The 25,902-nt window shown below is 36.5% G+C and carries 20 protein-coding genes; 18 read left to right on the top strand and 2 right to left on the bottom strand.

All coding sequences use genetic code 11. The features are described 5' to 3' along the window. The first annotated feature begins 13 nt into the window (after positions 1–13). The 10 genes from hisD to C794_RS19940 all read left to right on the top strand — a co-directional run bounded on the left by hisD (position 14) and on the right by C794_RS19940 (position 13,449). Positions 14–1,288, top strand: coding sequence for a histidinol dehydrogenase (gene hisD / locus C794_RS15585; RefSeq protein WP_017798091.1), 1,275 nt, complete (start codon positions 14–16; stop codon positions 1,286–1,288). Between the two features lie 44 nt (positions 1,289–1,332). Next, positions 1,333–1,947 carry a cupin domain-containing protein gene (locus C794_RS15580; protein ID WP_017798090.1) on the top strand — a complete coding sequence of 205 codons (615 nt, stop codon included), beginning with the start codon at positions 1,333–1,335 and terminating at the stop codon, positions 1,945–1,947. 101 nt (positions 1,948–2,048) lie between these two features. Next, on the top strand, positions 2,049–2,792 hold the full coding sequence (locus tag C794_RS15575; protein WP_017798089.1) for an alpha/beta fold hydrolase: 744 nt from the start codon (positions 2,049–2,051) through the stop codon (positions 2,790–2,792). A 6-nt stretch (positions 2,793–2,798) separates the two neighbouring features. Beyond that, the gene (locus tag C794_RS15570) at positions 2,799–3,551 is read left to right on the top strand and encodes an HpcH/HpaI aldolase family protein (RefSeq protein ID WP_017798088.1); all 753 of its coding nucleotides are present in this window, start codon (positions 2,799–2,801) and stop codon (positions 3,549–3,551) included. Positions 3,552–3,706: 155 nt separating this feature from the next. Further along, positions 3,707–5,041 (top strand): amidase, encoded by a 1,335-nt coding sequence (locus tag C794_RS19945; protein WP_017798087.1) that lies wholly within the window; start codon positions 3,707–3,709, stop codon positions 5,039–5,041. Between the two features lie 824 nt (positions 5,042–5,865). After that, entirely contained in the window at positions 5,866–7,905 is a 2,040-nt protein-coding gene (locus C794_RS15560; RefSeq protein ID WP_017798086.1) for a BglG family transcription antiterminator, read from the top strand. Then, positions 7,905–8,186: a PTS sugar transporter subunit IIB gene (locus tag C794_RS15555; RefSeq protein WP_017798085.1), complete on the top strand. Its 282-nt coding sequence runs from the start codon at positions 7,905–7,907 to the stop codon at positions 8,184–8,186. Before C794_RS15560 ends, C794_RS15555 begins: the two co-directional genes overlap by 1 nt. Positions 8,187–8,216: 30 nt before the next feature. After that, complete coding sequence (locus tag C794_RS15550) at positions 8,217–9,560, top strand: PTS ascorbate transporter subunit IIC (protein ID WP_017798084.1); 1,344 nt, start codon at positions 8,217–8,219, stop codon at positions 9,558–9,560. A 46-nt stretch (positions 9,561–9,606) separates the two neighbouring features. Then, a complete protein-coding gene (tkt, locus tag C794_RS15545) occupies positions 9,607–11,604 on the top strand; it encodes a transketolase (protein WP_017798083.1) in 1,998 nt (665 codons plus the stop codon). Between the two features lie 390 nt (positions 11,605–11,994). Further along, positions 11,995–13,449, top strand: a complete 1,455-nt coding sequence (locus tag C794_RS19940; protein WP_017798082.1) for an FIMAH domain-containing protein — start codon at positions 11,995–11,997, stop codon at positions 13,447–13,449. A gap of 198 nt (positions 13,450–13,647) precedes the next feature. On the opposite strand, the gene C794_RS15535 is transcribed toward C794_RS19940, so the two are convergent. Then, positions 13,648–14,826, bottom strand: coding sequence for an endonuclease (locus C794_RS15535; protein ID WP_017798081.1), 1,179 nt, complete (start codon positions 14,824–14,826; stop codon positions 13,648–13,650). Between the two features lie 349 nt (positions 14,827–15,175). Between C794_RS15535 and C794_RS15530 the strand changes: the two genes are divergently transcribed. Beyond that, positions 15,176–16,363 carry a M14 family zinc carboxypeptidase gene (locus tag C794_RS15530; RefSeq protein WP_017798080.1) on the top strand — a complete coding sequence of 396 codons (1,188 nt, stop codon included), beginning with the start codon at positions 15,176–15,178 and terminating at the stop codon, positions 16,361–16,363. Between the two features lie 166 nt (positions 16,364–16,529). Here the strand turns inward: C794_RS15530 and C794_RS15525 are convergent, their stop codons facing one another. Continuing rightward, entirely contained in the window at positions 16,530–16,988 is a 459-nt protein-coding gene (locus tag C794_RS15525; RefSeq protein ID WP_026133826.1) for a helix-turn-helix domain-containing protein, read from the bottom strand. A gap of 342 nt (positions 16,989–17,330) precedes the next feature. Between C794_RS15525 and desA the strand changes: the two genes are divergently transcribed. From desA to C794_RS15490, 7 genes are all read left to right on the top strand, one after another. Beyond that, positions 17,331–18,380, top strand: coding sequence for a Delta(5) desaturase DesA (gene desA / locus C794_RS15520; protein WP_017798078.1), 1,050 nt, complete (start codon positions 17,331–17,333; stop codon positions 18,378–18,380). A 136-nt stretch (positions 18,381–18,516) separates the two neighbouring features. Then, complete coding sequence (locus C794_RS15515) at positions 18,517–19,659, top strand: sensor histidine kinase (protein ID WP_017798077.1); 1,143 nt, start codon at positions 18,517–18,519, stop codon at positions 19,657–19,659. Beyond that, entirely contained in the window at positions 19,656–20,255 is a 600-nt protein-coding gene (locus C794_RS15510) for a response regulator transcription factor (protein WP_017798076.1), read from the top strand. Before C794_RS15515 ends, C794_RS15510 begins: the two co-directional genes overlap by 4 nt. Positions 20,256–20,724: 469 nt before the next feature. After that, complete coding sequence (locus C794_RS15505) at positions 20,725–20,937, top strand: DUF3311 domain-containing protein (protein ID WP_017798075.1); 213 nt, start codon at positions 20,725–20,727, stop codon at positions 20,935–20,937. A gap of 15 nt (positions 20,938–20,952) precedes the next feature. Continuing rightward, on the top strand, positions 20,953–22,470 hold the full coding sequence (locus C794_RS15500; RefSeq protein ID WP_017798074.1) for a sodium:solute symporter family protein: 1,518 nt from the start codon (positions 20,953–20,955) through the stop codon (positions 22,468–22,470). Between the two features lie 93 nt (positions 22,471–22,563). After that, positions 22,564–24,168 (top strand): amidohydrolase, encoded by a 1,605-nt coding sequence (locus tag C794_RS15495; RefSeq protein ID WP_017798073.1) that lies wholly within the window; start codon positions 22,564–22,566, stop codon positions 24,166–24,168. A 201-nt stretch (positions 24,169–24,369) separates the two neighbouring features. Next, a complete protein-coding gene (locus tag C794_RS15490) occupies positions 24,370–25,677 on the top strand; it encodes a S8 family peptidase (RefSeq protein ID WP_017798072.1) in 1,308 nt (435 codons plus the stop codon). The last annotated feature ends 225 nt before the right edge of the window (positions 25,678–25,902 follow it).

Genomic DNA, 25,902 nt, shown 5'->3' with positions numbered 1-25,902 from the left:
AGGAGATGTACTTGTGGAGTATATAAAAAAGTCAACGAACATAAAAACAGAAACATCAGTAGCAACGGAACAAACGGTAAAGGATGTTATTAAAGATATCCAATTAAATGGTGATGAGGCAATTCATAAATACGAGAAGAAGTTTGGCAATAACGATCGTACGTCACTTCGTCTATCTGAAGAAGAAATCGAGAGTGCGATTGCGAGTTTAACAGATGAACAAAAGAGTTTAATAGATAACGTAGTAGAGCGCGTGAGTAACTTTGCGAAAGCGCAATTGGATTGCTTACTTCCATTAGATAGAGATTTTGGAGATGGCATTCGTTTGGGGCATAAGTTAATCCCAGTGGAAACTGTTGGTACCTATGTTCCAGGCGGAAGATTCCCATTATTGTCTAGTGGAGTAATGGTAGCTGCCCCAGCAAAAGTAGCTGGTGTAAAGCGTATCATTGCATGTAGTCCTGCAAATTACAATGGCAGCATTCATCCAGCAATCATCTACGGATTAAAGCAATCGGGAGTTACCGAGATCTTTGCGATTGGTGGCGCTCAAGCAATAGCTGCAATGGCATACGGATCAGAAAGTGTTCCACAAGTAGATGTCATCTCCGGACCAGGTAACCGTTTCGTTGCAGAAGCGAAACGACAAGTATTCGGAGAAGTGGGCATTGACCTAGTGGCAGGACCAAGTGAAGTAGTGGTGTTTGCTGACGAATTCTCAAAACCGGATCTTATTGCTGCAGACTTACTTGCACAAGCAGAGCATGATCCGAATGCGAGAGCCATCTTAATTATCACTTCCAAAGAATTAGGAGAAAACACGATGCTAGAAGTAGAGAAACTACTAGAGCAGTTTGATGAGAATTCTCCAGCTCATGAGTCTTGGGATAAGATGGGTGAAATTATTGTAGTCGATTCGATTCAAGAAGGAATTGAAGTGTGTAATGAGTTTGCAGGCGAGCATCTTCACCTTCATTTAAAAGAGACGGAAGAAGCGGTAGAGCAGATTCACAATTACGGTTCTCTATTTATTGGTGAGAATAGTTCGGTTGTCTTCTCGGATAAGGTATCGGGTACGAACCATACATTGCCGACAAACCGTGGTGGTAGATATACCGGCGGACTTTGGGTTGGAAGTTACGTCAAAGTAGCGACATTTCAAGAGATTACTGGACCCGGTGTGAACACGTTGGCAACGCATGCGAGTCGACAGTCAGAGATGGAAGGTTTAGAGGGACACCATTTGTCTGCATTCAAACGAAAAGCGCCGACAGAGGTTTCTAAATAAAACAATAATATCGCTTTATCACATATTCTAAGGAGGAATTTACAATGACAACTACTAAAAAGACAAATTACACAAAGGAAATAATTGAAAGAGATTGGACAGTACGTTTTGATGAAATTAAGGATAAAGCAATTCCATTGATGTTTATCGACAGTATTGTTCCAGGACACAACCGTTTGAATTATGCGTTGATTGGTGATACGGCAAGTGAGAATGAAAATTATAATCCGGTAATTACAGAGCCACATGGCTTTCAAATTGGTATGGTAAAGGCTCCTAAAGGTAACGGCCCTGCATTCCATACGCATGAGTATATTGAAACATTCTTCGTACTAACAGGTGAGTGGAGATTCTACTGGGGAAATAGTGAAGACGAAATTGAAGGCGAAACAATCTTAAAGCCTTGGGATATGATTTCGTTACCTCCGTATATGTATAGAGGCTTTGAAAATATTGCGGAAGAAGATGCTTGGTTATTCTCTATCTTAGAGCAGCACGAAGTATTCGATCGTCCAGATCCAATTTGGGATCCAAAAGTAGTGAAAAAAGGGGAAGAATATAACTTCCGTGTAGATGATAAAGGTAAAATGATAGCTCCAGAGAACTTTAGTCAGCTTGAAGAAGAAATGGCCAAAAAATTAAAAATGGGTGAAAAATAAATCTAAGAGCAGCTATGTTACTAGTATGAACTGTAAGTAATCGATTCTTATTATACTCAGATAGATACAGTTAGAAAATTTTTATTAAGGGTGAGTTATCCTTGGAAAAAGCAAGTTATTTAAAGCAGAACAATAAAATCCCACTACTATTACTTCCTGGCACACTTTGTAATGAAAAGTTATGGGAACATCAGATAGCGTATTTAGCAGATATAGCAGCTATTCAAGTTGGGGATTTAACTCAAGACAATACGATAGAAGATATGGCATTGAGTGTTTTGGATAAAGCTCCTGAAACCTTTGCACTTGCAGGATTATCATTGGGGGGGATCGTTGCAATTGAAATTATGAGACAAGCCCCTGAACGTGTTACACAGCTAGCTTTGCTGGATACGAATCCGAGGTCTCCTACTTGTGCTCAAATTGAAGCTTGGAATAAGTTCATTCAAATGAGCAAAGAAGGAAAGTTTACAAGTATAACAAAGGACTACTTAATGCCGGGATTAATACGCCAGTCTAGTCAGAACTCATCACTTAGTCAAACGATAATAGATATGGCAGAGGAAGTCGGACCGGAGGCAATGGAAAGACAGATGACAGCATTGATGCATCGTCCTGATGCGTTTAAAATACTGCCTTCGATTAAATGTCCTGTGAGCGTCATGGTTGGACTGGAAGATAGTGTTTGCCCTGTTGAAATGAGCAATGAACTGGTTCGGGAAATTCCAAATTCTCAACTGACGATAGTCAAAGATGCGGGACACTTGAGCAGCTTAGATAATCCGATGGAAGTTTCCCGTAAATTAAAAGAGTGGCTACAGCAAAATAGCTTAAAGGGAGCATGAGAGTAAATGACTAAAAAACTAAAACAACGAATATTTAACAATGAAAAAGTCTTAGGGGGATTTGTAAACTCATATAATCCCTCACTTGTTGAAATGCTTGGCTTTAATGGGTATGACTTCGTTGTGATTGATAACGAACATGGGGCATTCAGTCAATCTGAAATTACAGATATGATACGTGCTGCGAAACGAACAAATATGTCACCAGTAGTACGCACTTCCTACGATCCTTCATCTGTGCAAAAGGCTTTAGATAGTGGTGCGGAAGGCATCCAGGTACCAATGGTCAATAATCGAGAGCAGGCAGAGGAAGTTGTTTCCAAAGCCAAGTATCCTCCAATTGGAATGCGGGGAGTTGCTTACTCTATTCCAGCAGCACAATATGGAACATTAAGCGGAAGGTCTTATTTAGATCAAGCAAACAAAGATAATCTTATATCTGTACACATTGAGACAAAGGAAGCTGTAGAAAATTTTGAAGAAATCATCGCTGTAAATGAAATTGATATAGCTTTTATTGGTTCAACAGATTTAGCTGTTAATTTAGGCTATGATAACCCTAATGATTCAGGGGTACAAGATATAATATCAAATCTGTTTGAAAGAGCAAAAGACCATGATATAAAGATGGGATTAGTAGCATCTGACACAGCTTCAACTGTAAAAGCTTTTAATCAAGGAGCTAGCTATGTTTCCGTTGTAACGAATAAGATAATAACAGATGCTTTAAAAGAAGTAGTATCAAATTCTAAAAACTAAGATAATGTTTTAAAAACAAAGTACATCTCGGCTCACAATGAATGTTCTATTAGCATTGGTATGAGTACTAAAATTCGAGATGTACTTTCTTCTTGCTTAAAGGAGATACAGATAGATGATTGAAAATGAACATTTTTTTAGAGAGGAGAGTTTCTATGGGATTTTCTATAGAAGAGCTTTTAGAAGGATATAAAAGGCGTACATATTCTCCTATTGAAATCACTAATAATTACTTAAAGAGAATTAAAGAAATGGATACGACGCTTCATTCCTATATTACCTTAATGGAAGAAAGAGCTCTTGAGCAGGCTGAAAAAGTTGAAGCAACATGGAAAAACAGAGAGAAAATGAATTTGTACGGTATACCAACTTCATTTAAAGATGCGATTGACATTGCGGGATTCCCTACAACAAATGGATCGAAAATTGATAAAAATAATATTGCCAAAAGTAATGCAGAAGTGGTAAATGTATTGGAGGTATCAGGCTGTATTACCTTAGGGAAAAATAACATGTCTGAATATGCGGCAGATGTTACCTCTAAGAACGAACATTTCGGAAATGTACTTAATCCTCTGAATAAGAATAGAACCGCAGGAGGATCAAGCAGCGGATCTGCCGTATCTGTTGCAGCAGAATTAAGCATCGGTTCAATTGGAACAGATACCTCAGGATCAGTACGAGTACCGGCAGCTTGCTGTGGAGTTGTAGGAGTCAAGCCTACAACTGGGTTGATAGGAATGAAAGGAGTAATGCCTCTTTCATGGACATTGGATCACATTGGAGTTATTGCAAATAATATTGATGATACAAAATATTTAATGGAGGCACTCACCGGAACAAAATACGGAAAATTTGATGATAAAAACGGATTAAACGATGTAAAGATTGGTCTTCCCAATGTGTATTTTAATGAATTTAATGATAATACTACGAATTTGATGATGGAAATGATGATAAATCATCTGGTAAAGTTAGGAGCTCAGCTTAAAAATGTCGACGTCTCCTTTCTGAATAATGATTCGTTAAAGTTGTCTAGAACAATAGGAACCTCAGAAATTACGGTTGGACATAATGAAAAGTATACACTTCATAAACAATCATACAATGAAGGGTTAGTACAAACCTTTAAAAAAGGAAATAACATACTTGCATTTGAATATCTGAATGCTCTCAAGACAAGAGAAGAATGGAAATTTAAAATGGATAGTCTCCTAAAGGAAGTAGATATCATGATAACACCGACAATGCCAATTCTTCCTCCGTATATTCATGAAGAACAGGTATTTAACGGGAAAGAATATGAGGCAATTGGAGACTATATGGTTCGAAATACTTCTCCATTTAATTTTACGGGCCATCCTGCATTGACAATGCCTTCTGGGATGAAAGAGGATGGTGTTTCTTTAGGTTTTCAGATGATTACAAGCTATTATAGGGAGGATCTTCTTTTTAAAACGGGAAGAATATATGAACAGTTTATCAAATAGATTATTAGATTTCTGTATTCGATTCAACTGTGATAGGAGATCAAGAACTTACTATTCGTTATGAATAAAACGGGCAAACAATAAATAGTTGAAGCATTTCAAGAGTTTACAAAATCTCTTGGAATATCATCGAGATGAAGAGCTGATTTCCGGTGACGCATATGATTTGTTGAATCGTAACACAGAGTATTTACTTAAAGAAGTATTGCAATGGATTTTTTTGGGTTTTTATTAACGATTAATAGAGGAAAATACTACGGGAGATTAATTGTCTTCCGTAGTATTTTTATTGTCATTAGATTAAAACAGTTTTTAATTATAAATAATAGTAGCTATTTAATTCTGTGAAATTCTTCCATACCAAAACCAGCTCCATAGACACTGACTCAATCGTCCACAAATGGCGGCGAGAAACTTTACAAAGATGGTTCATTTTTTCCGCATTACTCAGAATGATTACATTCTGGTCTGTGCCTATTATGTTTAGGATGGAAGTAATTGATGGGTTATTGAAGGAAGCGGGGAATTTCGAAGATCAAATATGTTACATGTAGCGTCAAACAGAATAATCACTATAGGCACCACTTGTAAAAAAGTGGTATTTTTTATGCCTAAATTTATCTAAGAATCGAATTAGATAAATCTAAAACGTAGTATCTAATATCCAATGTGTATGTATATTAGTATAAAGAAAACTTAGACCAATTATCTAACATTGAATAGCCCAATTAGTGTTCGAATATCATTGCAAAAGTTGGGTTCAATTTGTATTGAATCAGCATTGTAAGCGTTTTACAATAAGATTAAGATTTGGAGGGTACCCATTGTTTGATCAACGATCTTATAAATTGTTAGAAGAATTAATAAAACATGACAAAATAACAAAGCAAGAGATATTAATCCAATTAAACTTATCTGAACGACAGTTAATGTATGACTTGGAGAAAGTGAACGAAGTACTAACGGTCAATGACTTACCGTCAATTAAAATATCAAACCAGGTCATTATTATTAAGAAACAACTAAAGACGTTATTTAAAACTAACAATTTAGATCTTAATGCTAATCAGTTCGTTATATCTGAACAGGATAGATCATACTTGATCTATTTGTATACATTTATTAGAAGAGAGCCTATTTCTAATTACCATATTCAGCTGTTACTGGGAGTTAGTAAGAATACAGCTCTTAACGATGTAAAAAGATTGAAAGAAATAAGTAAGAATAGGAATGTTGACTTTATTTATACTCGTTTGGATGGATATCATTTTGTTGGTACTGAATTAGACAAGCGGAGGCTAGCAATATATTGTGTCAATCATTTACTGTCTCAACCACTTGGGAAAGAAATAATTGTCTTGGCACTTAAGTCTTGGGGTAAGGAAGAAGTTCTTGTAGAAACACAGCAGATTATTGATCAGTATTTGGAGTCTAAAGAGCTATCGTTAGTTAAAAGTAGAAAAACAGAGATGATTATCTACCTAACTCTAATAAAAGTTCGTCTGTTGAAGAAGGAGTTATCTTTTAAAAGTTTAGAAAAACAGATGCTTGAAGGGCAGAGTATGTTTAAGCATGGTAAAGCATTATCAAGAAAATTATTTCCTGGAGGAGGTGAGGAGGAAAGTTATTTTGTAACGATACAGTTATTGATGACACTTCATGTAGTCCCAATCTCTGAAAATCCTGCTTTAGAGGTATTAGCAGGACAGATTATGGATGAATTTGAAAAAAATACGTTACTACCAATTGAAGATAAAGAGTTTCTAAAGCAAAGTCTATATAATCATTTAGTTCCAGCATTTTTTAGGATTTCATTTGAGATTCCGCTTTTTAATCCATTAACTGATCGAATACAGACGGAGTATACAGAACTTTTTCAATTTGTTAAGCGATCATTAACCCCGTTGACGCTTTGGACTGGCAAAGAAATTAGCAAAGATGAAATTGGATGTTTCACTATACTTTTCGGGGGGTTCTTGGATAAAGGTAAAAAGATGAATTCAGAGAAAATAACTGGGTTAATTATCTGTTCGAATGGAGTAAGCTCGTCAATCATGTTAGAGGCGCAATTAAGAGACCTGTTTCCTGATATTCGTTTGTTGAGAGTAAGTAATCGTGACAGATTGGAAGATATACCTACAGACACGTATGACGTAGTATTTTCAACGGTTCGTGTTACTTCCGTAAAGCCAGTCTTCATGGTTAAGCCTTTACTATCAGATGTGGAAAAGAATTATTTAATTCGATCCGTATTACAACAATTTCCAAGGTTGAATGAACGAAATGTCTCGGTGGATCAGTTAATGGAGCTAATTAAGAAACATTCAGAGGTAAAAGATGAATATAAGCTATATTCCGAAATAGTTCATTTATTTTATGCACAAAACAAAATCAAGGGGATGGACAAACCAATGTTATCAGAGTTATTAACAAAAGAAACAATCCATTTTACAGAGGAAAAATTGGATTGGAGAAATGCAATCAATAAAGCATCACAACCATTGGTAGAATCCAATAAAATACAGAAGCAGTATGTGGATGCGATGATAAAGAAAGTGGAAGAAGTGGGTACGTATATTCACATTGGAAAAGGGGTCGCTATTCCACATGCGAGACCGGAAAATGGAGTGAATCAGCTAGGGATGTCCTTCCTTAGAACAAAATCATCAGTTTTGCTTTTAAATCAGGAGGAACATAAAATTGATATCTTTATTTGTTTAGCTGCGATAGATAGTGAAGCACATCTAAAGGCACTTGCACAGTTAACAAAAATTTTAGGTGACAATGAATTACTAGACTCTTTAAAATCAGCTGAAACGGCAGAGCAAGTCATTGAAATTATAAAAAAAGGAGAGAATCAATAATGAAATTTTTAGCTGTTTGTGGTTCAGGTTTAGGAACGAGTTTTATGGTAGAGATGAATATCAACCAAATTTTAAACGAACTAGGTGTAACAGGTGTTGAAGTATCTCATTCTGATTTGAGTTCGGCAGCGCCGGGAGATGCTGATGTATTTTTCCTTGCAAAAGATATTGCTGAAGGGGGATCACATTTAGGTGAAGTGGTCGTTATGGAGAGCATCATTGATATGGATGAATTAAGATCAAAAGTAAAACAAGTAGTGGAAGAAAAAGGACTGGTTTAACATTAGAGTATTAAAAAAGGGGGGAAAGCAATGAAAGTCTTAATTGATATTTTGAGTGAACCGGCAATTTTAGTAGCACTTATTGCTTTAATTGGTTTAATTGCACAAAGAAAGAATATGCCTGATACCATCAAAGGAACGACAAAAACTTTTGTTGGTTTTCTTGTAATTTCTGCTGGAGCAGGTATCTTAGAAACTTCACTGGTGCCTTTTGGTGCAATGTTTGAAGAAGCGTTTAATGTTAGTGGGGTTGTACCGAATAATGAAGCAATTGTTGCTTTAGCATTATCTGAATTTGGAAGAAATACTGCGTTAATCATGTTCTTTGGGATGGTTGTCAACATCTTAATAGCTCGATTTACCCGTTTCAAATATATTTTCTTGACTGGTCATCATACCCTTTATCTTGCAGCGATGCTAGCTGTAATTATGGCTGTAGCAGGGTTCGACACAGTTGGATTAATTGCTGCAGGGTCTGTTGCTCTTGGTATTGTGATGACATTGTCTCCAGCTATTCTTCAGCCATTTATGCGTCAATTAACAGGAAATGATAATGTTGCGCTTGGTCACTTTAGTGCTGTAGGTTATGCTGCGAGTGGTTTAGTAGGTAAACTTTTTAAAGACAGTAAGGAAAATTCTACTGAAAATATTAACTTTCCTAAAGGATTAGGCTTTTTACGAGATAGTACAGTTAGTATAGCTTTAACAATGATCCTGATGTATTTGATTGTAGCGCTTTTTGCAGGACCTTCATTTATCGAGAGTGAACTAAGTGGAGGCACGAACTTTCTAGTATTCTCTCTAATTCAAGCTGGTAGTTTTGCAGCAGGAGTATTTATCATCCTATCAGGAGTACGTTTAGTTCTAGCCGAAATTGTACCAGCATTTAAAGGAATTTCTACTAAACTGGTACCGAATGCGAAACCGGCACTTGATGTACCGATTGTGTTTACGTATGCACCGAATGCAGTGTTAATTGGTTTCTTTGCAAGTTTTGTTGGTGGGATATTCAGTATGTTTATTATGATTTTTACTGGAGGTATTATAATTCTTCCAGGTGTTGTACCTCACTTTTTCACAGGAGCTGCCGCAGGAGTTTTTGGTAATGCGACTGGGGGATTTAGAGGTGCTATTACAGGAGCCTTTGTGAACGGGATAATTATTTCGTTCCTACCAGTGTTCTTAATGCCAGTACTAGGAGATTTAGGTTTTGCTAATACGACATTTTCTGATGCTGATTTTGGTGTAACTGGTATTTTCTTTGGCTCCTTGGCTAATTATGCAGGACCAATTGCTATTACAGTAAGTTTAATTGTAATTATCGTACTAATGGCAATACCATTTAAAAAGAAGAAGCAAAACAAAATTACCTAGACATTTTATTTATAAAATAACCAATATAATATAGGAGGTCTCTTATATGGCAACAGGAAGTTCGACAGTTTCTGAATTAGCTATTAACACGATACGTACGTTAACTATTGATAGTGTGGAAAAAGCACAGCATGGTCATCCAGGAATGCCCATGGGTGCAGCCTCTATGGCATATAGTCTATGGAAAAATGTGTTGAATATTAATCCTGAAAATCCGAGTTGGTTTAATCGTGATAGATTTGTATTGTCAGCTGGACATGGGTCAAATCTATTGTATAATCTGCTGCATCTTTCTGGGTTTGATGTTACGGTTGAAGACTTAAAGAATACAAGACAATGGGGAAGTAAAACACCTGGACATCCTGAATATGGAATAACTCCAGGAGTGGAAGCAACAACAGGACCACTTGGGCAAGGGATTCCAGTAAGTGTCGGAATGGCATTGGCAGAAAGACATTTGGCTGAAACATATAATAGAAAAGATTTCCCTGTAGTTGACCATTACACATATACCATTTGTGGGGATGGCGATCTTATGGAAGGTGTATCTTATGAAGCTGCATCACTAGCCGGGCACTTGAACCTCGGACGATTAATTGTAATGTATGATTCAAATGATATTAGCTTAGATGGTGGACTTGGGTTGTCTTTTTCCGAAAATATCAAAAAAAGGTTTGAATCTTTTAATTGGCAATATTTATATGTAGAAGATGGAAATGATATTGAAGCTATTCAAATTGCTTTAGAACAAGCGAAAGCCGATGAAAATAGACCTACGATTATAGAAGTAAAAACAGTTATTGGTTATGGATCTCCTTCCTTACAGGGTACAAGTGATGCACATAGCGATCCACTAGGTAGGGAAGAAATAGAACGAACAAAAGAATTTTATAACTGGAAACATGAAGCATTTCATGTGCCAGAAGAAGTATATAAGGATTTTAATAGTATAAAAGCAAATGGTGTAGAGAAAGAACAAGAATGGAATGACTTATTTGTTGAATACCAAAATGAATACCCGGAATTAGCAAAAGAGTTGAAAAGAATCATCCATGGAGAGCTTCCTGAAGCGTGGGATAACGGTCTTCCAGTTTATACCGTAGGTGATACGCTTGCTACAAGGGTTGCATCGAGTGAAACATTAAATGCATTAGCTAGTAAGCTATCTGAACTAGTAGGTGGGTCTGCTGACCTCGATTCATCAACAAAAACGAGATTAAAAGATTATGTTGATTTTAGTCGTAATGATTATTCTGGTAGAAATGTTCGGTTTGGTGTGAGAGAGTTCGCCATGGGAGCAATTGCTAATGGAATGGCATTACATCATTTACGATCTTTTGTCAGTACTTTCTTCGTTTTTTCAGATTACTTGCGCCCAGCAATTAGGCTAGCTTCCTTAATGGAATTGCCAGTGATCTATGTGTTTACACATGATTCGATTGCTGTCGGGCAAGATGGACCGACACATCAACCAGTCGAACATCTTGCTGCATTTCGAGCAATGCCAGGGATTTCAGTCATTCGTCCTGCGGATGCTAACGAAACAAGAGAAGCATGGAAGATTGCTGTGGAAGAAAAAGGTCATCCTACAATGCTAGTCTTAGGAAGACAAGGGTTACCTACATTAAAAGAAACAGAGAAATTGGCAAGTGAAGGGGTATGTAAAGGAGCTTATATAGTATCTGAGGCGAAGGGTGAAGCTGATGGGATTATTATTGCAGCGGGTTCCGAAGTGTCTCTATCTATTAATGCTCAAACCCGTTTAGCCGAAGAAGGGATTCATGTGAATGTGGTAAGTATGCCATCTTGGGACCTGTTTGAAAAACAATCAACTGAATACCAAGAAAGTATACTGCCAAAGGACTTGCATAAACGATTGACCGTTGAAATGGGCTCCAAAGTAGGGTGGAGAGAATATGCTGGTAGTAGAGGCATTGTAATGAGTATTGATACATTTGGAGCATCTGCTCCAGGAGACGAAGTAATTGAGCAGTATGGATTTACGGTAGAGAATGTGGTAAATAGGTTTAAAGAGTTAATGTAAATAGTAAGGTGTGAAAAGGGTAGCCTTTAGGGTTATCCTTTTTTGGTGTGTTAGATTAAAAAGAATTTTAAAAGAATAACCAACTTCATTTAATAAACTTCATTTAAAAATACCTAGTTCTTATATATAGGGACAATAAACCTAATTTATGAAATATGTGTTAGGGAGCAGGCCTCAAGTTTTAAAACTGATAGAGTAGATTAGATTCATTTTTTAATTTACTTGAAGGAAATAGTGATCTTTGAAAGAATATTTCTAATTATAAAGTAAATTATTGGAAGTGGGCAAAAAATAATTATAGAGAGGGGTCATAGATTCATAGTAAATCTACTTTTCTGCAACTATCGAGAACAATTTGAAATTGTAAATTGATATTACGAGGAGGATATTATGCTCTATATTATGAAAAATGACATTTGGAAAAGAGTTATGTTCTTTGTAATTGTCTTAGTGATAATATCGATTCCAGTAAGTGGAGTTTCAGCTGAAGCTGAAAGAGATTGGATGACCAATGAAGAATTCCTTGAAAGACTAAGCGAAATTGTAGAAGTTAGTGATGGAAAAGTAGAGACTAATGTAGCCGGTTACAGCGAACAAGGAAATGAAGTAATTTCTGCACGTATTGGTACAGGTGATCAAGTGATATTAATCACTGGTAGTATTCACGGCAATGAAAAAAGTGGTGGGGAGGCACTTGTAGAAATATTAGAATACCTTGGCACTAGCGATAGTTCATTCGCACAATCTATTCGTGAAGAGATTACTATAGTGGCTATTCCACGATATAATGTTGATGGTCTGGAGATACCTCAAAGACAAAACATCTTCTCTTGGGAAGAAGTTATTTCTACCTACCCGCGTTTAGAGGGTGCTGCACCTGCATGGTACTATAATGAGAGAAATGGTGGCTTTGACCTTAATCGTGACTTTAATGCTGATTTGAACTATGAAGTAGTAGCTGAAGATTTACCTGGACACACTAATGATTTTGGATTCTTCATAACTAAGGAATCTCAATTACTGCGAGATCTTTATTTGGAGTTGCAAGATGAGTTTGGCCATGTAGAAGCTTATGTTGATCTTCACCACATGGGAACCCCAGTAATGAATAAAACAGGTGAAGACGTAACAATTGCAATAGACTATCCACCATTAGGACCAGATGATAGCTCAAAATACGATGATTATCCATTGTTGGATCAGGATAAGTCTAAACGTTATGCGTTAGCTGCAGCTCTTGGGGTAAAGGAATTCTCAGATAAAGAAGAGCCTGGTGTAGCCCAATATATCCACTTTCAAGAACGTGATTTTCCTGGACAAGCCAGATCTGCATTTGCTCTTAATGGAACGGCAACTGTCCTTTTCGAAATGCCTGGTCAACAACCTCAATTTGGCTATGATCAAGACTTAGTTGACCGTGTGGAAAATGGGTTATGGGGGATTATTTCTCATATGGCTGATGGTTCTATTGATAATTTGAATGGCGATAATTTCCTTACAGAAATTCCTAGGTATTGGACAGACAACATAACAGATATGAGAGATGTTATGGTACGTTTTACAGAAGAGGGACAATTTAAAAATGATAGGGATGCTCGTTTAGTAGATAACCATTTAGCTGCTCTAGAAAACTATGAAAGCCAAGAGAATAGTGAGAAAATGGTTAAACATTTGAATGGATTTAAAGTTTTACTAGATAGTCAGCGAGAAAATGGACTAATTGAACAAGAAGCTTATAATAGACTCAATAGTGACGCGAATCTTTTACTTGAAAGATGGGATAATAAACCTTATAACTATACCAACATTTTACTTGAAGGATGGGAAAATAACTTAATAGATTAGTTGGATTGGGATAAACATGAAATTCTAAAACAAAGTGAAAATTAATGAGTTCTAGACAGCTACATTGTGCTCCCATAGATATACATTACTTGAATACAGTTATCAAAAAAAACCTCACCCGGTATTCGGTGAGGTTTTTTTAACAAAACAAATTATTCTTCTTAGAATTGTTCAACTGCAATTAAAAGTATAATCATGTCAATCCCAAATTTCTCTCACCCATTCCGGGTGATCAATAAATGGATTACGGTTATGCTGGTAATCGTTGTAGATAATGTCGTTTCTTCTTCTTTCAAAATCATCAACCGGATCTTCCTCATGCCACTCCAGTAATACGGATAGTTTTCCATGATATGGTGCAGATCCATTATTGACTCGATCATTTAATTCTAAATCTAGTTCGCCGCTATCACCTTCATAACGTACATCCATATAAAAAATCATTCTTGCCACATCACCTTTTACACTATCCCTTGGTTCCCAGGAATCGGAGTCATAGTAGTTTCCACTTGCCTCTGTATGTTCGCTGCCACCATCATCAAAGTCGAGGTTACTTCTGGAACTGTTTACAGAAGCATCTGTTGGTCTTAAATGATGGAGGTCTGTGCCAGGCCCCATCGATGTACCGAAGTCTCCGTGAGATTTTGCCCAAACATGTTCGCGATTCCAGTCATCCGCATTTCCACCGTTTTCGTTTTTCCCTTGTGAACGACCAGTATAAAGAAGAAGTACATTATTGGAGTTATTTGGATCTTCATCTGTTTCACGTAGTGCTTCCCAAACATTTGAATAGGAGATTTCCGTATGATCATCAATGATGTTGTGTAGAGCAGATTTTAATTGTTCTCCTGATTTACCTTCTGCTTCATCATAATAGCCGTCTGGGGATGGAGTTTCAGGATCTGTTTCTGGTGGTTGTTCGTCGTCCGTCTGCAGTTCAAAAGCAGTGCCATCTTTTATTCCAGCATGCGCAAAATAGTTTGTAAGTGTACCAGTTACTCTTACTTTTTCTTCTAATATGGAAGGATTAGATTGTAGGCCGAATGAAGTTCGAAATGAAGATGGTATTTGAACGTAAATCATTTCTTCTATGTTCGTTTCAGAAGGGCTGTCAGCTAATGCCAAAGCGTAATTATTTGGAAAGTTACTTGTGATGACTGAAGTTGTGGAGACTGGTTGGCCGACAATAAATCCCTCAACCGTTTGACTAGAATTATCTTGATTGGCAATAGCCTGTGAGACGGTGTATGGAGACGAGACTGATTCATCTCCTGAGGATGCATTCACAAAAATATTTGTTAATGGTTGGATAAACAATAATACAGATGCAAGCAATACAAGAGCTATAATCAGTGTTCTTTTTTGGATATTTTGCAATTGATTCTCCTCCTTTTGGTAGGTTCAACTGTATTATATAACATTGTTATAAAGTTAGGTTTACCAAAGTATAAAGTTGTTGTAACAAAAAATATGAGTTAGGTCGTAGTCGAAAATACTGGGAGTTAGTATTGATTTGTATTAACAACACACTCAACTTATTTATTTGCAACCCCTAGTCCTGACAAATAGGATCATTAAACCTAATTTTTGAAAAAGTGTTAGGGTAGATGACTTAATTTTTTGAAAGTATGGGAGTATTATAGATTCATTTTTAATTTATTTGAAGGAAATTGATAGATATAGAAGGAATACTTCTACATATAAACTAAAAATGTGGAGGGATAAGATGAAACGTATAGGACAGGTTGTATTGTTGAGTGGTTCTATTTTGTTAGGTGCAGGGATGTTAACACCGTTTGCTGGTTCCCCAGTTATTTCAGAGGCGTCAGAAATTAATATGCCACCAGTTTCAGGTTTTATCAGTCATGATGAATTAACAAGAGAACTTAATCAAATTGAAAGAACAAGCAATGGTAATGTAGAAGTAGATGTTGTTGGTTATTCTAATCACAATCGTGAAATTTATAAGGCGACAGTTGGTTCAGGTGATAAAGTTGTTTTGATTCAAAGTGAGATTCATGGAAATGAAAAAGTAGGTACAAAAGCGTTGTTAAATATGATTAAAAAGATAGGTAAAAACAACTCTCCAGAAATGAGACAACTTAGAGAAGAGGTGACAATTGTGGCAGTGCCAATGGTCAATCCTGATGGCTCTGAATTGAATCGTCGTGGTAATGAGTTGAATTGGGATGAAGTAATTAATCAGTTCCCACAATTGGAAGGTGCAGAGCCATCTTGGAATTATTATACTTATACTAACCAATATTGGGATTATGCTTCAAATCCAGGTTTTGATGTAAATCGAGACTTTAATCCGAATTTGAATTATGTACCACAATTTGAAGATTTCCCAAATAATTCTTCAGAACCAGGATGGTTTATTACTCCCGAAGCTCAGACCATCCGAGATGTTTATAAAGATCTGCAAGAACAATTTGGTACTGTTGATGTATTTATAGACCTACATCATCAAGGTGAATATGTAATCGATGGTACTGATATTCCAGTTACATTATCTCTATCGGGTGTATTTGTACCCCACCCTAGTACACCAGAAGGGGAGAAATATAGTGAGTATGCGGACGTTTATAATGAAGATTTTTCCAAACAATTGAATGTTGCTGCTTATGATGCATTACAGCAGATGGGGAATTCACCATTTGGCAATATTTCACTTTATTCACAGGACTTAGATTTACCAGGTACTGCACTTGGTTCGTTTGCGCTAAATGGAAGTGGAGCTGTATTATTTGAAGTTACCGGACAGACGCAAAGTTTTGGTCAAAAGAAAATGGGACAATTGACTAAGGCTGTTGAAGAAGGGTTATACGGAATTTTAAATAGTCTTGCAACGGATGAAGTCTATGAATTGGATGTAGAGGATTATGATAAGATTCCTCTAACAGATCGGTAATAATATATATAGTTAGTTTTGAATAGATTAATTGAATTGAAAAGCGTGGTATTTTTCATGAAACACGGATAAAAAATACCACGCTTGTTTTTTGTTACAGGGAAGCGGAATCTATGCATTGAGCTTATGACTGACCTTTGATCTGGTTGAATATGATACAAATTAGTTAATCAATATACTTATCCTTTAAACTATCTGAACCAATTCCGCCTATTATCATCATAGCTAATGGTAAAAAGTTGGCTAAGATTTTTACTAGCTTCCCATCTGTTACCAAAAATTCTGTACCAATGAAATAATTCAAGCCCAAAATTATCAGCTTTACTAATAATAAAAATGCACCTAATAAAAATAAGCTGTCAAAAAAAGTTTTCCATTTTGGATGCGCCAGTTGTTTACTATCTCGAATTACTTTTTCTTTCAATTCTTCGTCACTCCTCAATAATTCATCTATCGTGATACCGAATAAGTCACTTAAATTGATAATCACTTCGATGCTAGGATAATTTTTACCAGTCTCCCATTTTGAAACTGATTGACGACTAACATATACTTTTTCAGCGAGATAGTCTTGTGACCAACCTCTTTTTTCTCGTTCCTTTTTTAATTTGTCACCAAAAATCATATTGTTCATCGCCTTTCCTTTTTCATTATTACTTAGATGAAGAGCTATAGTAAAGATAGTTATAGGTGCATCAAGGTGCAACCTAGTGTTGCCCCTTATTTATTCCGCCCGTCTGTTGCATTATCACAATCCATATTGTCAACGTCATTGTATCAAACTTTTTTATAAATCATCAGACTTTATTCAAAATGATCAATCTATAGTATAAATTTTCATAGTTTATTTCAAAGCAACACCTCTATATGACAAATGTCATATCATTCCATGACGTTTATGACTTATGAAAGCTTTATCCGAAGTTTAGAATAGTACTAATATGTAACCTGTTAGAGGAGGAAAAGCATGAGTAAACAAAAACAAGCGCAATTAAGAAAAAGTGTTTCCGTCTTTGCTAAGTCAGATACAAGGACGAGCATTATTCAACTAATAAATTCTATTTTGCCGTTCTTCCTATTATGGTTTCTGGCATATCAGAGCCTATCGGTATCTATTTGGCTTTCTTTAGCAGTATCGGTTGTTGCAGCAGGATTTGTTGTTCGTATCTTTATCATTTTCCATGATTGTACGCATATGTCATTTTTTAAAAATGCCAAAGCGAACAGAATCGTCGGTACGATATCGGGTATTATCACGCACTTTGCTTTTGAAAAATGGAAACGAGATCATGCTATTCACCACGCGACAAGTAGTAATTTAGATAAACGTGGAACTGGTGACGTGTGGGTAATGACAGTGGACGAGTATGCGAATGCTTCCTTTTGGGGCAGACTTGCGTACAGACTTTACCGTAATCCAATTATTATGTTTGGATTAGGTCCGGCATATCTATTCTTGATTTCAAACCGATTTAATCGAAAAGGTGCCAAACGTAAAGAGCGCTGGAATACATATCTAATCAATGTTTCCATTTTAGCTATTTATGGTTTATTGATTTGGGCTATTGGCTGGCAAGCGTTTTTGGTCGTCCAATTACCAATTTTATTTGTTGCAGGAGCTGCAGGAATCTGGTTATTCTATGTGCAACATCAGTTTGAAGATTCTTACTTTGAAAATGAAGATGAATGGGATTATGTAAAAGCAGCAGTTGATGGAAGTTCTTATTATAAGCTTCCAAAGGTAATCGAGTGGATAACAGGAAGTATTGGTTATCATCATGTGCACCATTTAAGCCCAAGGGTTCCAAACTACCACTTGGAGAAAGCACATGAGTCAACACCACCATTGCACAAAGCAACAACAATCACGTTATTAACGAGTTTACAATCACTTCGTTTTCGTTTGTATGATGAAAAGAGCAAGTCATTTGTTTCTTTTAAGCAATTTAAGCAGATGGAGAATGAAGACAAATTAAACCAACAATTAAAGTCAAGAAAAACAAGTTTTCAAAAATAATCATTCTTCTCAAAATAGATTAATGACGGTTAGAAAAAATAAAAAATTATAGGTTAGAAACAAAACCCTTTATAACACGTATGAAGGGTTTTTGTTATACTAAGCAAAACAAGGAATGAATAGAGGAGAGATTGGAATGCAACATTGGTATCATCTATTTCCGAAAAATACGGGTCTTAGTCTTTTTGCGTGGATTGCATTTTGTCTGCTTCCATTTTATTTTGTGCTTCGCTCCTCTTCACCAATAGAGATTGCTGTTGGAGTAATCATGATTGTTTTATTCTTTGCAACTTACCGATTGGCGTTTATTAAAAAAGGCTGGACGGTCTATGTATCTGTTGGTATTGAAATCTTCATTAGTGTTGGAGTAACTCTATATTTTGGTTATGTATATTTTTCATTATTTTTAGCTTTCTTTATAGGGAACATACAGAATAAGGCTGGTTTTATTTCACTGTATGTTATCCATCTCGTCACGACACTGGCAGCAGTAAGCATTGGTTTTTTCATTCAAGAAGCGATGTTTTATACTCAATGGCCGTTTATTATTATTTGTGTAATTGGTGTTATTTTACTTCCGTTTACCATGTATAATCGAAATAAACGAGAGAAGTTAGAAAATCAACTAGAGAATGCCAATCAAAAAATCGCCCGACTAATTGTGCTCGAAGAACGTGAGCGCATTGCTCGAGACTTGCATGACACATTGGGACAAAAACTTTCGCTTATGGGGCTAAAAAGTGAACTTGCTGGAAAATTAGTTGACGCTAACCCTGAGTCAGCGAAGAATGAGTTGGTGGATATCCATCAAACAGCAAGAACAGCTCTGAAAGAGGTTCGTGAACTTGTTTCTGGAATGAAAGGAACCAGATTAAAAGATGAGCTTATCCGTGTTCGCCAACTTCTTGAAGTAGCACAAATAACTTTTGAAGTGGAAGATAATCTTAAGCGTTGGGATGCCCCATTACTCATTGAAAATGTATTAAGTATGTGTTTAAAAGAAGCAGTAACAAATGTGGTGAAACATAGTGAGGCAACAGAGTGTAAAATAGTAATGAAGCAAACACCTGATGAATGGACAATTCGCATTATAGATAATGGTATAGGTATTCAAGATAAGGTACATACATTTAAAGGGAATGGAATTCTTGGAATGAAGGAGCGGTTGGGATTCGTTAATGGATCCTTGTCGTTTGATGCTACGAATAAGAGTAAAACCATCCTTACCATCCAAGTGCCACGTGTAATTCAACAGACGGAACAGGAGGAGTCGAATTGATTCGAATTGTGATTGCCGAAGATCAACAATTATTGCTCGGAGCTTTGGGCACTCTTCTTAGTATGGAAGAGGATATGGAAGTGGTTGGACAGGCGAAGAATGGGGAAGAAGTATTAAACTTAGTTGAGAAATGGAAGCCTGATGTGTGTATCATGGACATAGAAATGCCTGTGAAGACTGGGTTAGATGCAGCAGAAGTATTACGAGATGATGAATGTAAAGTTATTGTCTTAACTACTTTCGCTCGTACCGGATATTTTGAACGAGCGCGTAAAGCGAATGTTAGCGGTTATTTATTAAAGGACAGTCCTAGTGAAGAATTAGCAAATTCAATTCGCGCTATTATGGCTGGTCGCAAGGTGTATGCACCAGAATTAATTGATATGGCCTACGAGGAAGGAAATCCGCTGACAGAGCGGGAGGAGCAAGTGCTTAAACTCATTGCCGACGGGAAGACAACGAAAGAGATTGCAGGTCAACTTTATTTAACAAATGGTACTGTTCGTAATTATGTATCAACAATCATGGACAAATTGAATGTCAGCAACCGTATTGAAGCCATTTCCAAATTAAAAGAAAAGGGTTGGTTTAAATAGTTCCTCCGTATTATGCAAACTTTCTAGTATCGATCATGTGAACTTGTTTAGTGATTAAAGAGCTAAGGTTTAATAATATACTTTTCTATTGTAACTTTCATGTTCGGCGTATGTTCTTAATACGTAAATAAGATTGTTTTAATTTGTATAATTTTTATTGTTTACACCTCCTTTTAACTTTTCATTTCGGTTATAAAGATATGAAAGGTTAAAAGGAGGTTTTTTTATGTGGTTTTCTAATGGACTTATTCCAGACTAATCGTTTCCCTATACATAAACAAAAGAGAAGAAGAAGAGGTGGACCATTCTTTTACAATTCGAAACATCGGTCAGCTATTCTTTTTACACTTCGTCCAATGATAATCAAACTTTGAATATTTATAATTTTCTCAATAATATATATTGTTGATTTAAGCAAAAAAATGTAAAGACAATTAATAATTCTACCAAATAGGGATGGGTGATTAATTTGCAAATATTTAAATCAAAATATGTTTACCATTTATGTACAATCTTCGGGCTAATTATGCTAGAAAGTCCTATTATTCTAGCTGCAAATCGTGTAGAACCAATGATTTTTGGATTTCCTTTTCTTATTAGCTGGGTTTTGTTTTGGTGGTTGTTTTGTTGCGTTGTTTTATATATTGCATATCGGACGAACTGGGGGAAAAACAAAGAATAGGGAGGGTATTTATATATGGGTTCTGGCAGTATAATTATATTTCTATTTTTATTAATACCACTTATTGTAGGGTTTGTTGCAGCATCTAAAGGACAAAGCAGCAGTGATGATTATTTTATTCAGGGAAGAGGAATGGGGTCAATTGCTGCATTTTTTACAGTTGCAGCAACCTGGTGGAGTGCATTCGCATTTCTCGGATCGAATGCCTCTTTCTATACAGATGGCCCTGTTTATTTAACAGCTTTTGCATGGAATATATTATTTGGATACTTGTACTATGTTGTAGGAAAACGAATTTGGTATCTAGGAAAGAAATTTAATTATACAACTCCTTCAGATTTTCTTGGGGATTTTTATGATAGTGAGAAGTTGCGTATTATTGTGGCATTGATTGTTAGTGTTTTTACTATTCCTTATTTACAAATTCAATTAACCGGTGGTGCCTACTTAATTGAGGTAGCATCTGGTGGAGTAATTCCGTTTTGGATGGCTGCTGCACTTTTCTATGCTGTTATTATTGTGTATGTATGGGTAGGTGGAATGCGTGCAGTTGCATGGACAGATGTTATTTATGGTGCTCTTTTGTTTTTCAGTTTATTATTCGTTGGTCTTTATATTTCAAGCCTTGTTGGAGGTCCGACTGCAATGTTTGAACAAATGAGTCAGCAAAATCCTGCTCATTTAACGCTTCCTGGTCCAGAAGGGGAATCAGGTTACGCTGCATGGATTTCTTTGTGCGTGATTACTGCACTTGGCGCGATCATGGGACCACAATTATGGTTACGAATGTATGCAGTGAAAAATAGTAAACTATTTAATTTAATGCCTCTCCTCATTTCATTTATTGCGATTACGTATATCGGTTCCGTACTAATAAGTTGGACAGGTGTTCTTGTGATGCCAAATGTAGAAAATGCAGATCAGATATTACCGATGATGGTAATGGATTATATGCCAATTGTGTTTGGGTCGATAGTGCTTGCAGGTGGAGCTGCAGCAGCAATGTCTACAGCAAATAGTCAAATCCATGCAGTATCTACTGTCATTACGAAGGATTTTTATCAACGATATCAAAATCCCAAAGCTTCCGATAGTCAACTAAAACAGGTATCACGTTTTGCTATTCTTCTGTTTTCCATCATCGCTTATATACTTGCATTATTTGCTCCAGGAGTGCTTGTAACAATCGGGCTTGTTGCATTTGGTGGTACGGCACAATTGATTGTTCCTACAATGGGTGCACTTTTTTGGAAAAACTCAAATGGAAAAGGTGCGATCGCTGGTTTATTTGGTGGAGTAGCAGTTACGTTACTTTTCACTTTTGTACCAGGAATAACAAGTCCATTTGGTTTAAATCCTGCTATGTGGGGACTTATTCTAAATGTAGTTCTGTATGTAACGGTTAGTCTTTCTACAGCACCAAGACAACAAAACGTAATTGATCGATTTGACCGTGCATTAAACAATTTTAAAGAGAATGAAGATGAAATAAAAGAAGAAGTAGATGATGAAAATTATGTAGTAACAAAATAGACAGATTAATGGGAATTTTGAGATCTATTTCTATTTCTTATAGCCTGTCATAGGGATTTAGTACTGTCATTAAATTTTTTAAGGAGCGAGACAATGACATATTTAATGATTAATGGAGAAGTCATCACAGTGAATGCAAGTAATGAAGTTGCTCAAGCTGTTGCTATTTCTAAAAATAAAATAGTAGCAGTTGGTGACAATGAAAAAATACTAGAACTAAAAGATAGGAACACAAAAGTAATTGATTTAGGTGGACGTACGTTAATGCCAGGTTTTATTGATTCCCATATACATATTACGTTACATGGTACCAATGAGTTATCGGTATCTTGTAAAGATGAGCGTATTAATTCTATTAAAGATTTGATAGGTGCTATGAAAGAGCAAGCTTCAAAAACCCAAACTGGCAAATGGATTCGTGCTTGGGGGTATAATGAAAGCAAGTTTAAAGAAAAGCGATTCCCTACTAAAGAAGAATTGGATTCAGTATCGACTGAAAATCCAATTATTTTGACCAGAACGTGTAATCATATTTCTGTGGTTAATAGTAGAGTGCTTGAAGAAGCAGGATTAACAGGAATCACACCAGACCCAGCTGGTGGAAGGCTTGGAAGAGAAGAAAATGGTAAACTTAATGGACTGCTGATCGAAAGTGCGCACATGGATATGTTCGCTAAGGCTTCCTTTAGCAATGAGGAGATGAAGGAAGCACATACAATAGCATCTAAACAGTTTGCAGAGAAAGGGATTACTTCAATTCATGAAGCATCGGGGTTTGGGTTACAGAATATTCGCCAACTACAGACGCATTCAAAAGAAGGTATTATTAAACAAAGATTATATGTAATGATTGGTGCTTTAAATGGAGCTGATAAAATAGTTAGAAGTATGAATAAATCAGCTATTTTTACTGGATTGGGTGATGACAAATATCGAATTGGACCAGTTAAGTTATTCTTGGATGGCAGCAGTAGTGGTCCGACTATTTGGACTAGAGATCCATACACAAGTGATGCTGATGAATATGGTGTGCAGTACTATGAACAAGAAGAGGTAGACGAGATTTTTATACCAGCACATAAAAATGGTTGGCAAATTACTGCCCATGCTCAAGGAGATGCCGCAATTGATATGTTGCTAAATACTATTGAAAAGGCTAATAATCTGCACCCAAGACCTGATGCAAGACATCGAATTGAGCATGCTGGTATAGCATCTCCAGATTTAATTCAACGAATGAAGGAGCAGAATGTTATACCGACACCAAATCCTGCCTTTCTCTATGAGTTTGGAGATGGGTATGCAATTAATTACGGGGAAAGAACTTCGAACATGTATCCATTAAATGATTATTTAGAAGCGGATGTTCCTGCTGCATTCGGCTCTGATTGTCCAGTAACTACATATTCCCCAATGCGTGGAATTCATGCTGCATTAACAAGAATGACACAGTCAGGGCAAGTACTTGGTAAAGAGAAAACCGTTTCACTAATGGACGCTATCCGTATGTATACTCTAAATGGTGCTTATGCATCTTTTGAAGAAGATATAAAAGGAAGTATTGAAATAGGAAAGCTAGCAGATTTAATTTTACTAGATAGTTCATTATTAAGTGCTGATGTAGATGATATCCCAGAGATAAAGGTTGAGTGGACGATGATTGACGGTGAGGTTGTTTATAGTAGAAAAGTGTATTGATTTAGGAACTATACTATTCTTTGATAGTATAGACTTAATCCAACTTCGCATTGAATCTAATTATTATATCTACCTATCGTCAAAACTACTATATTTTTGTTTAAATTTTCAAAAAATAGTTATCTTGTCCGATTGTTTCCATTACTAGTCCTTGATAATCTATTAGTGAACAACACAAAAAATAATCGAGGAGGAGTAAAAATGAGCAACAGGAAAAAAGTATGGTTTGAAGATGCAGAACGTAAACTTGACCCTGGCTTAGTGGAACAATTACGGAATTCTCGAAAAGTAGACCAGAATGAAACTAGCAAAAATGAAATCCCCCTTATCGTTTATTTGAAAAAGGATTGTGAAAGAGGCAAAAAAGACAACCTCTTAAAAGTATGTAATATTGACTCCCATAACAATCTCCATAGAGAACTACGCAGTATAAATGCGATGAAAGGATATTTAACACCTGATAGAATACAACAGATTAAAGACCATGAAGCAGTAGATCGGATTTTTTATGATCGGATTGTAACTGCCTTCTTAGATATAGCAAGTGAGCAAACAGGAGCTGCCAATGTTCAAGAACAGCTTGGATTAACTGGAAAAGGCGTTACGATAGCAGTAATCGACACAGGTGTCCATGCCCATGATGACTTGACGGATCCGACAAATAGAATTATAGCTTTTCAAGATTTTATAAACGGAGAAAGCGAACCTTATGATGATAATGGACACGGAACACATTGTGCTGGCGATGCGGCTGGAAATGGCAGTCTCTCCAATGGAAAGTATATTGGACCAGCACCAGAAGCATCTATTATTGGGCTAAAGGTTTTAGATGAGCAAGGGAGTGGGAGATTATCCACGATTATTGAGGGTTTGGAATGGTGTGTCGATCATAAAGAAGAGCACAATATACGGATTATTTCGCTTTCGCTTGGAGCGCCGGCCTATGAATCTTTCAGGGATGATCCATTATCACTGGCTGCTCAATCTGCTTGGCATCAAGGAATTGTAGTTTGTGCTGCTGCTGGAAACGATGGACCTGCCGCATCAACGATTAGTACCCCGGCCATTGACCCATTTGTCATTACGGTTGGATCGACGGATGATAAGAATACATTAGAGCGTACGGATGATGGAATAGCAGATTATTCTAGTAGAGGACCTACAATTGATAAGCTGATTAAGCCGGATGTATATGCTCCAGGTACAAATATTATCTCCTTGTTAGCCCCGGGATCAGTGTTGGAATCCCAAATCCCGGAGATGGTTATCGATGAAAATTATATACAATTGTCGGGTACATCGATGGCAACACCAATTTGTGCAGGGATCATCGCCCTTATGCTGGAAGCTAATCCTAATCTCAGTCCAAATGATATAAAGAGCATCCTAAAAGCAACATCTCATCCAACACTTGATGATATATGGGGATATATTGAAGCCAAAAGTGCCGTCGAAATGGCAAAGAATTATCAACGACAAAATTCTGCTGAGGTAGTGCAAGAAAGTTAGAGAAGGAAAAGCGACCTAATATGCTAAGTGATTCAGGGAAATCAGGATACAATAGCAAACAATCCGAACTTAATTCAAATAGGGAATTTGAATTAAGTTCGGATTTTTCTTTTAATGTTGCTTGTATTAAATCTGAGTGGAAGTTTGCTCTATTCTAAGATATGTTTCTCATTATTAACGATGGGAGGCATACTTTTTAGTGCATGTAAAAGAGTGAAACAGATA

This window comes from Oceanobacillus kimchii X50 (genome assembly GCF_000340475.1).
GTDB lineage: Bacteria > Bacillota > Bacilli > Bacillales > Amphibacillaceae > Oceanobacillus > Oceanobacillus kimchii.
The sequence above is the reverse complement of the archived record's forward strand: the minus strand, read 5'-3'. Positions and strand labels throughout refer to the sequence as shown.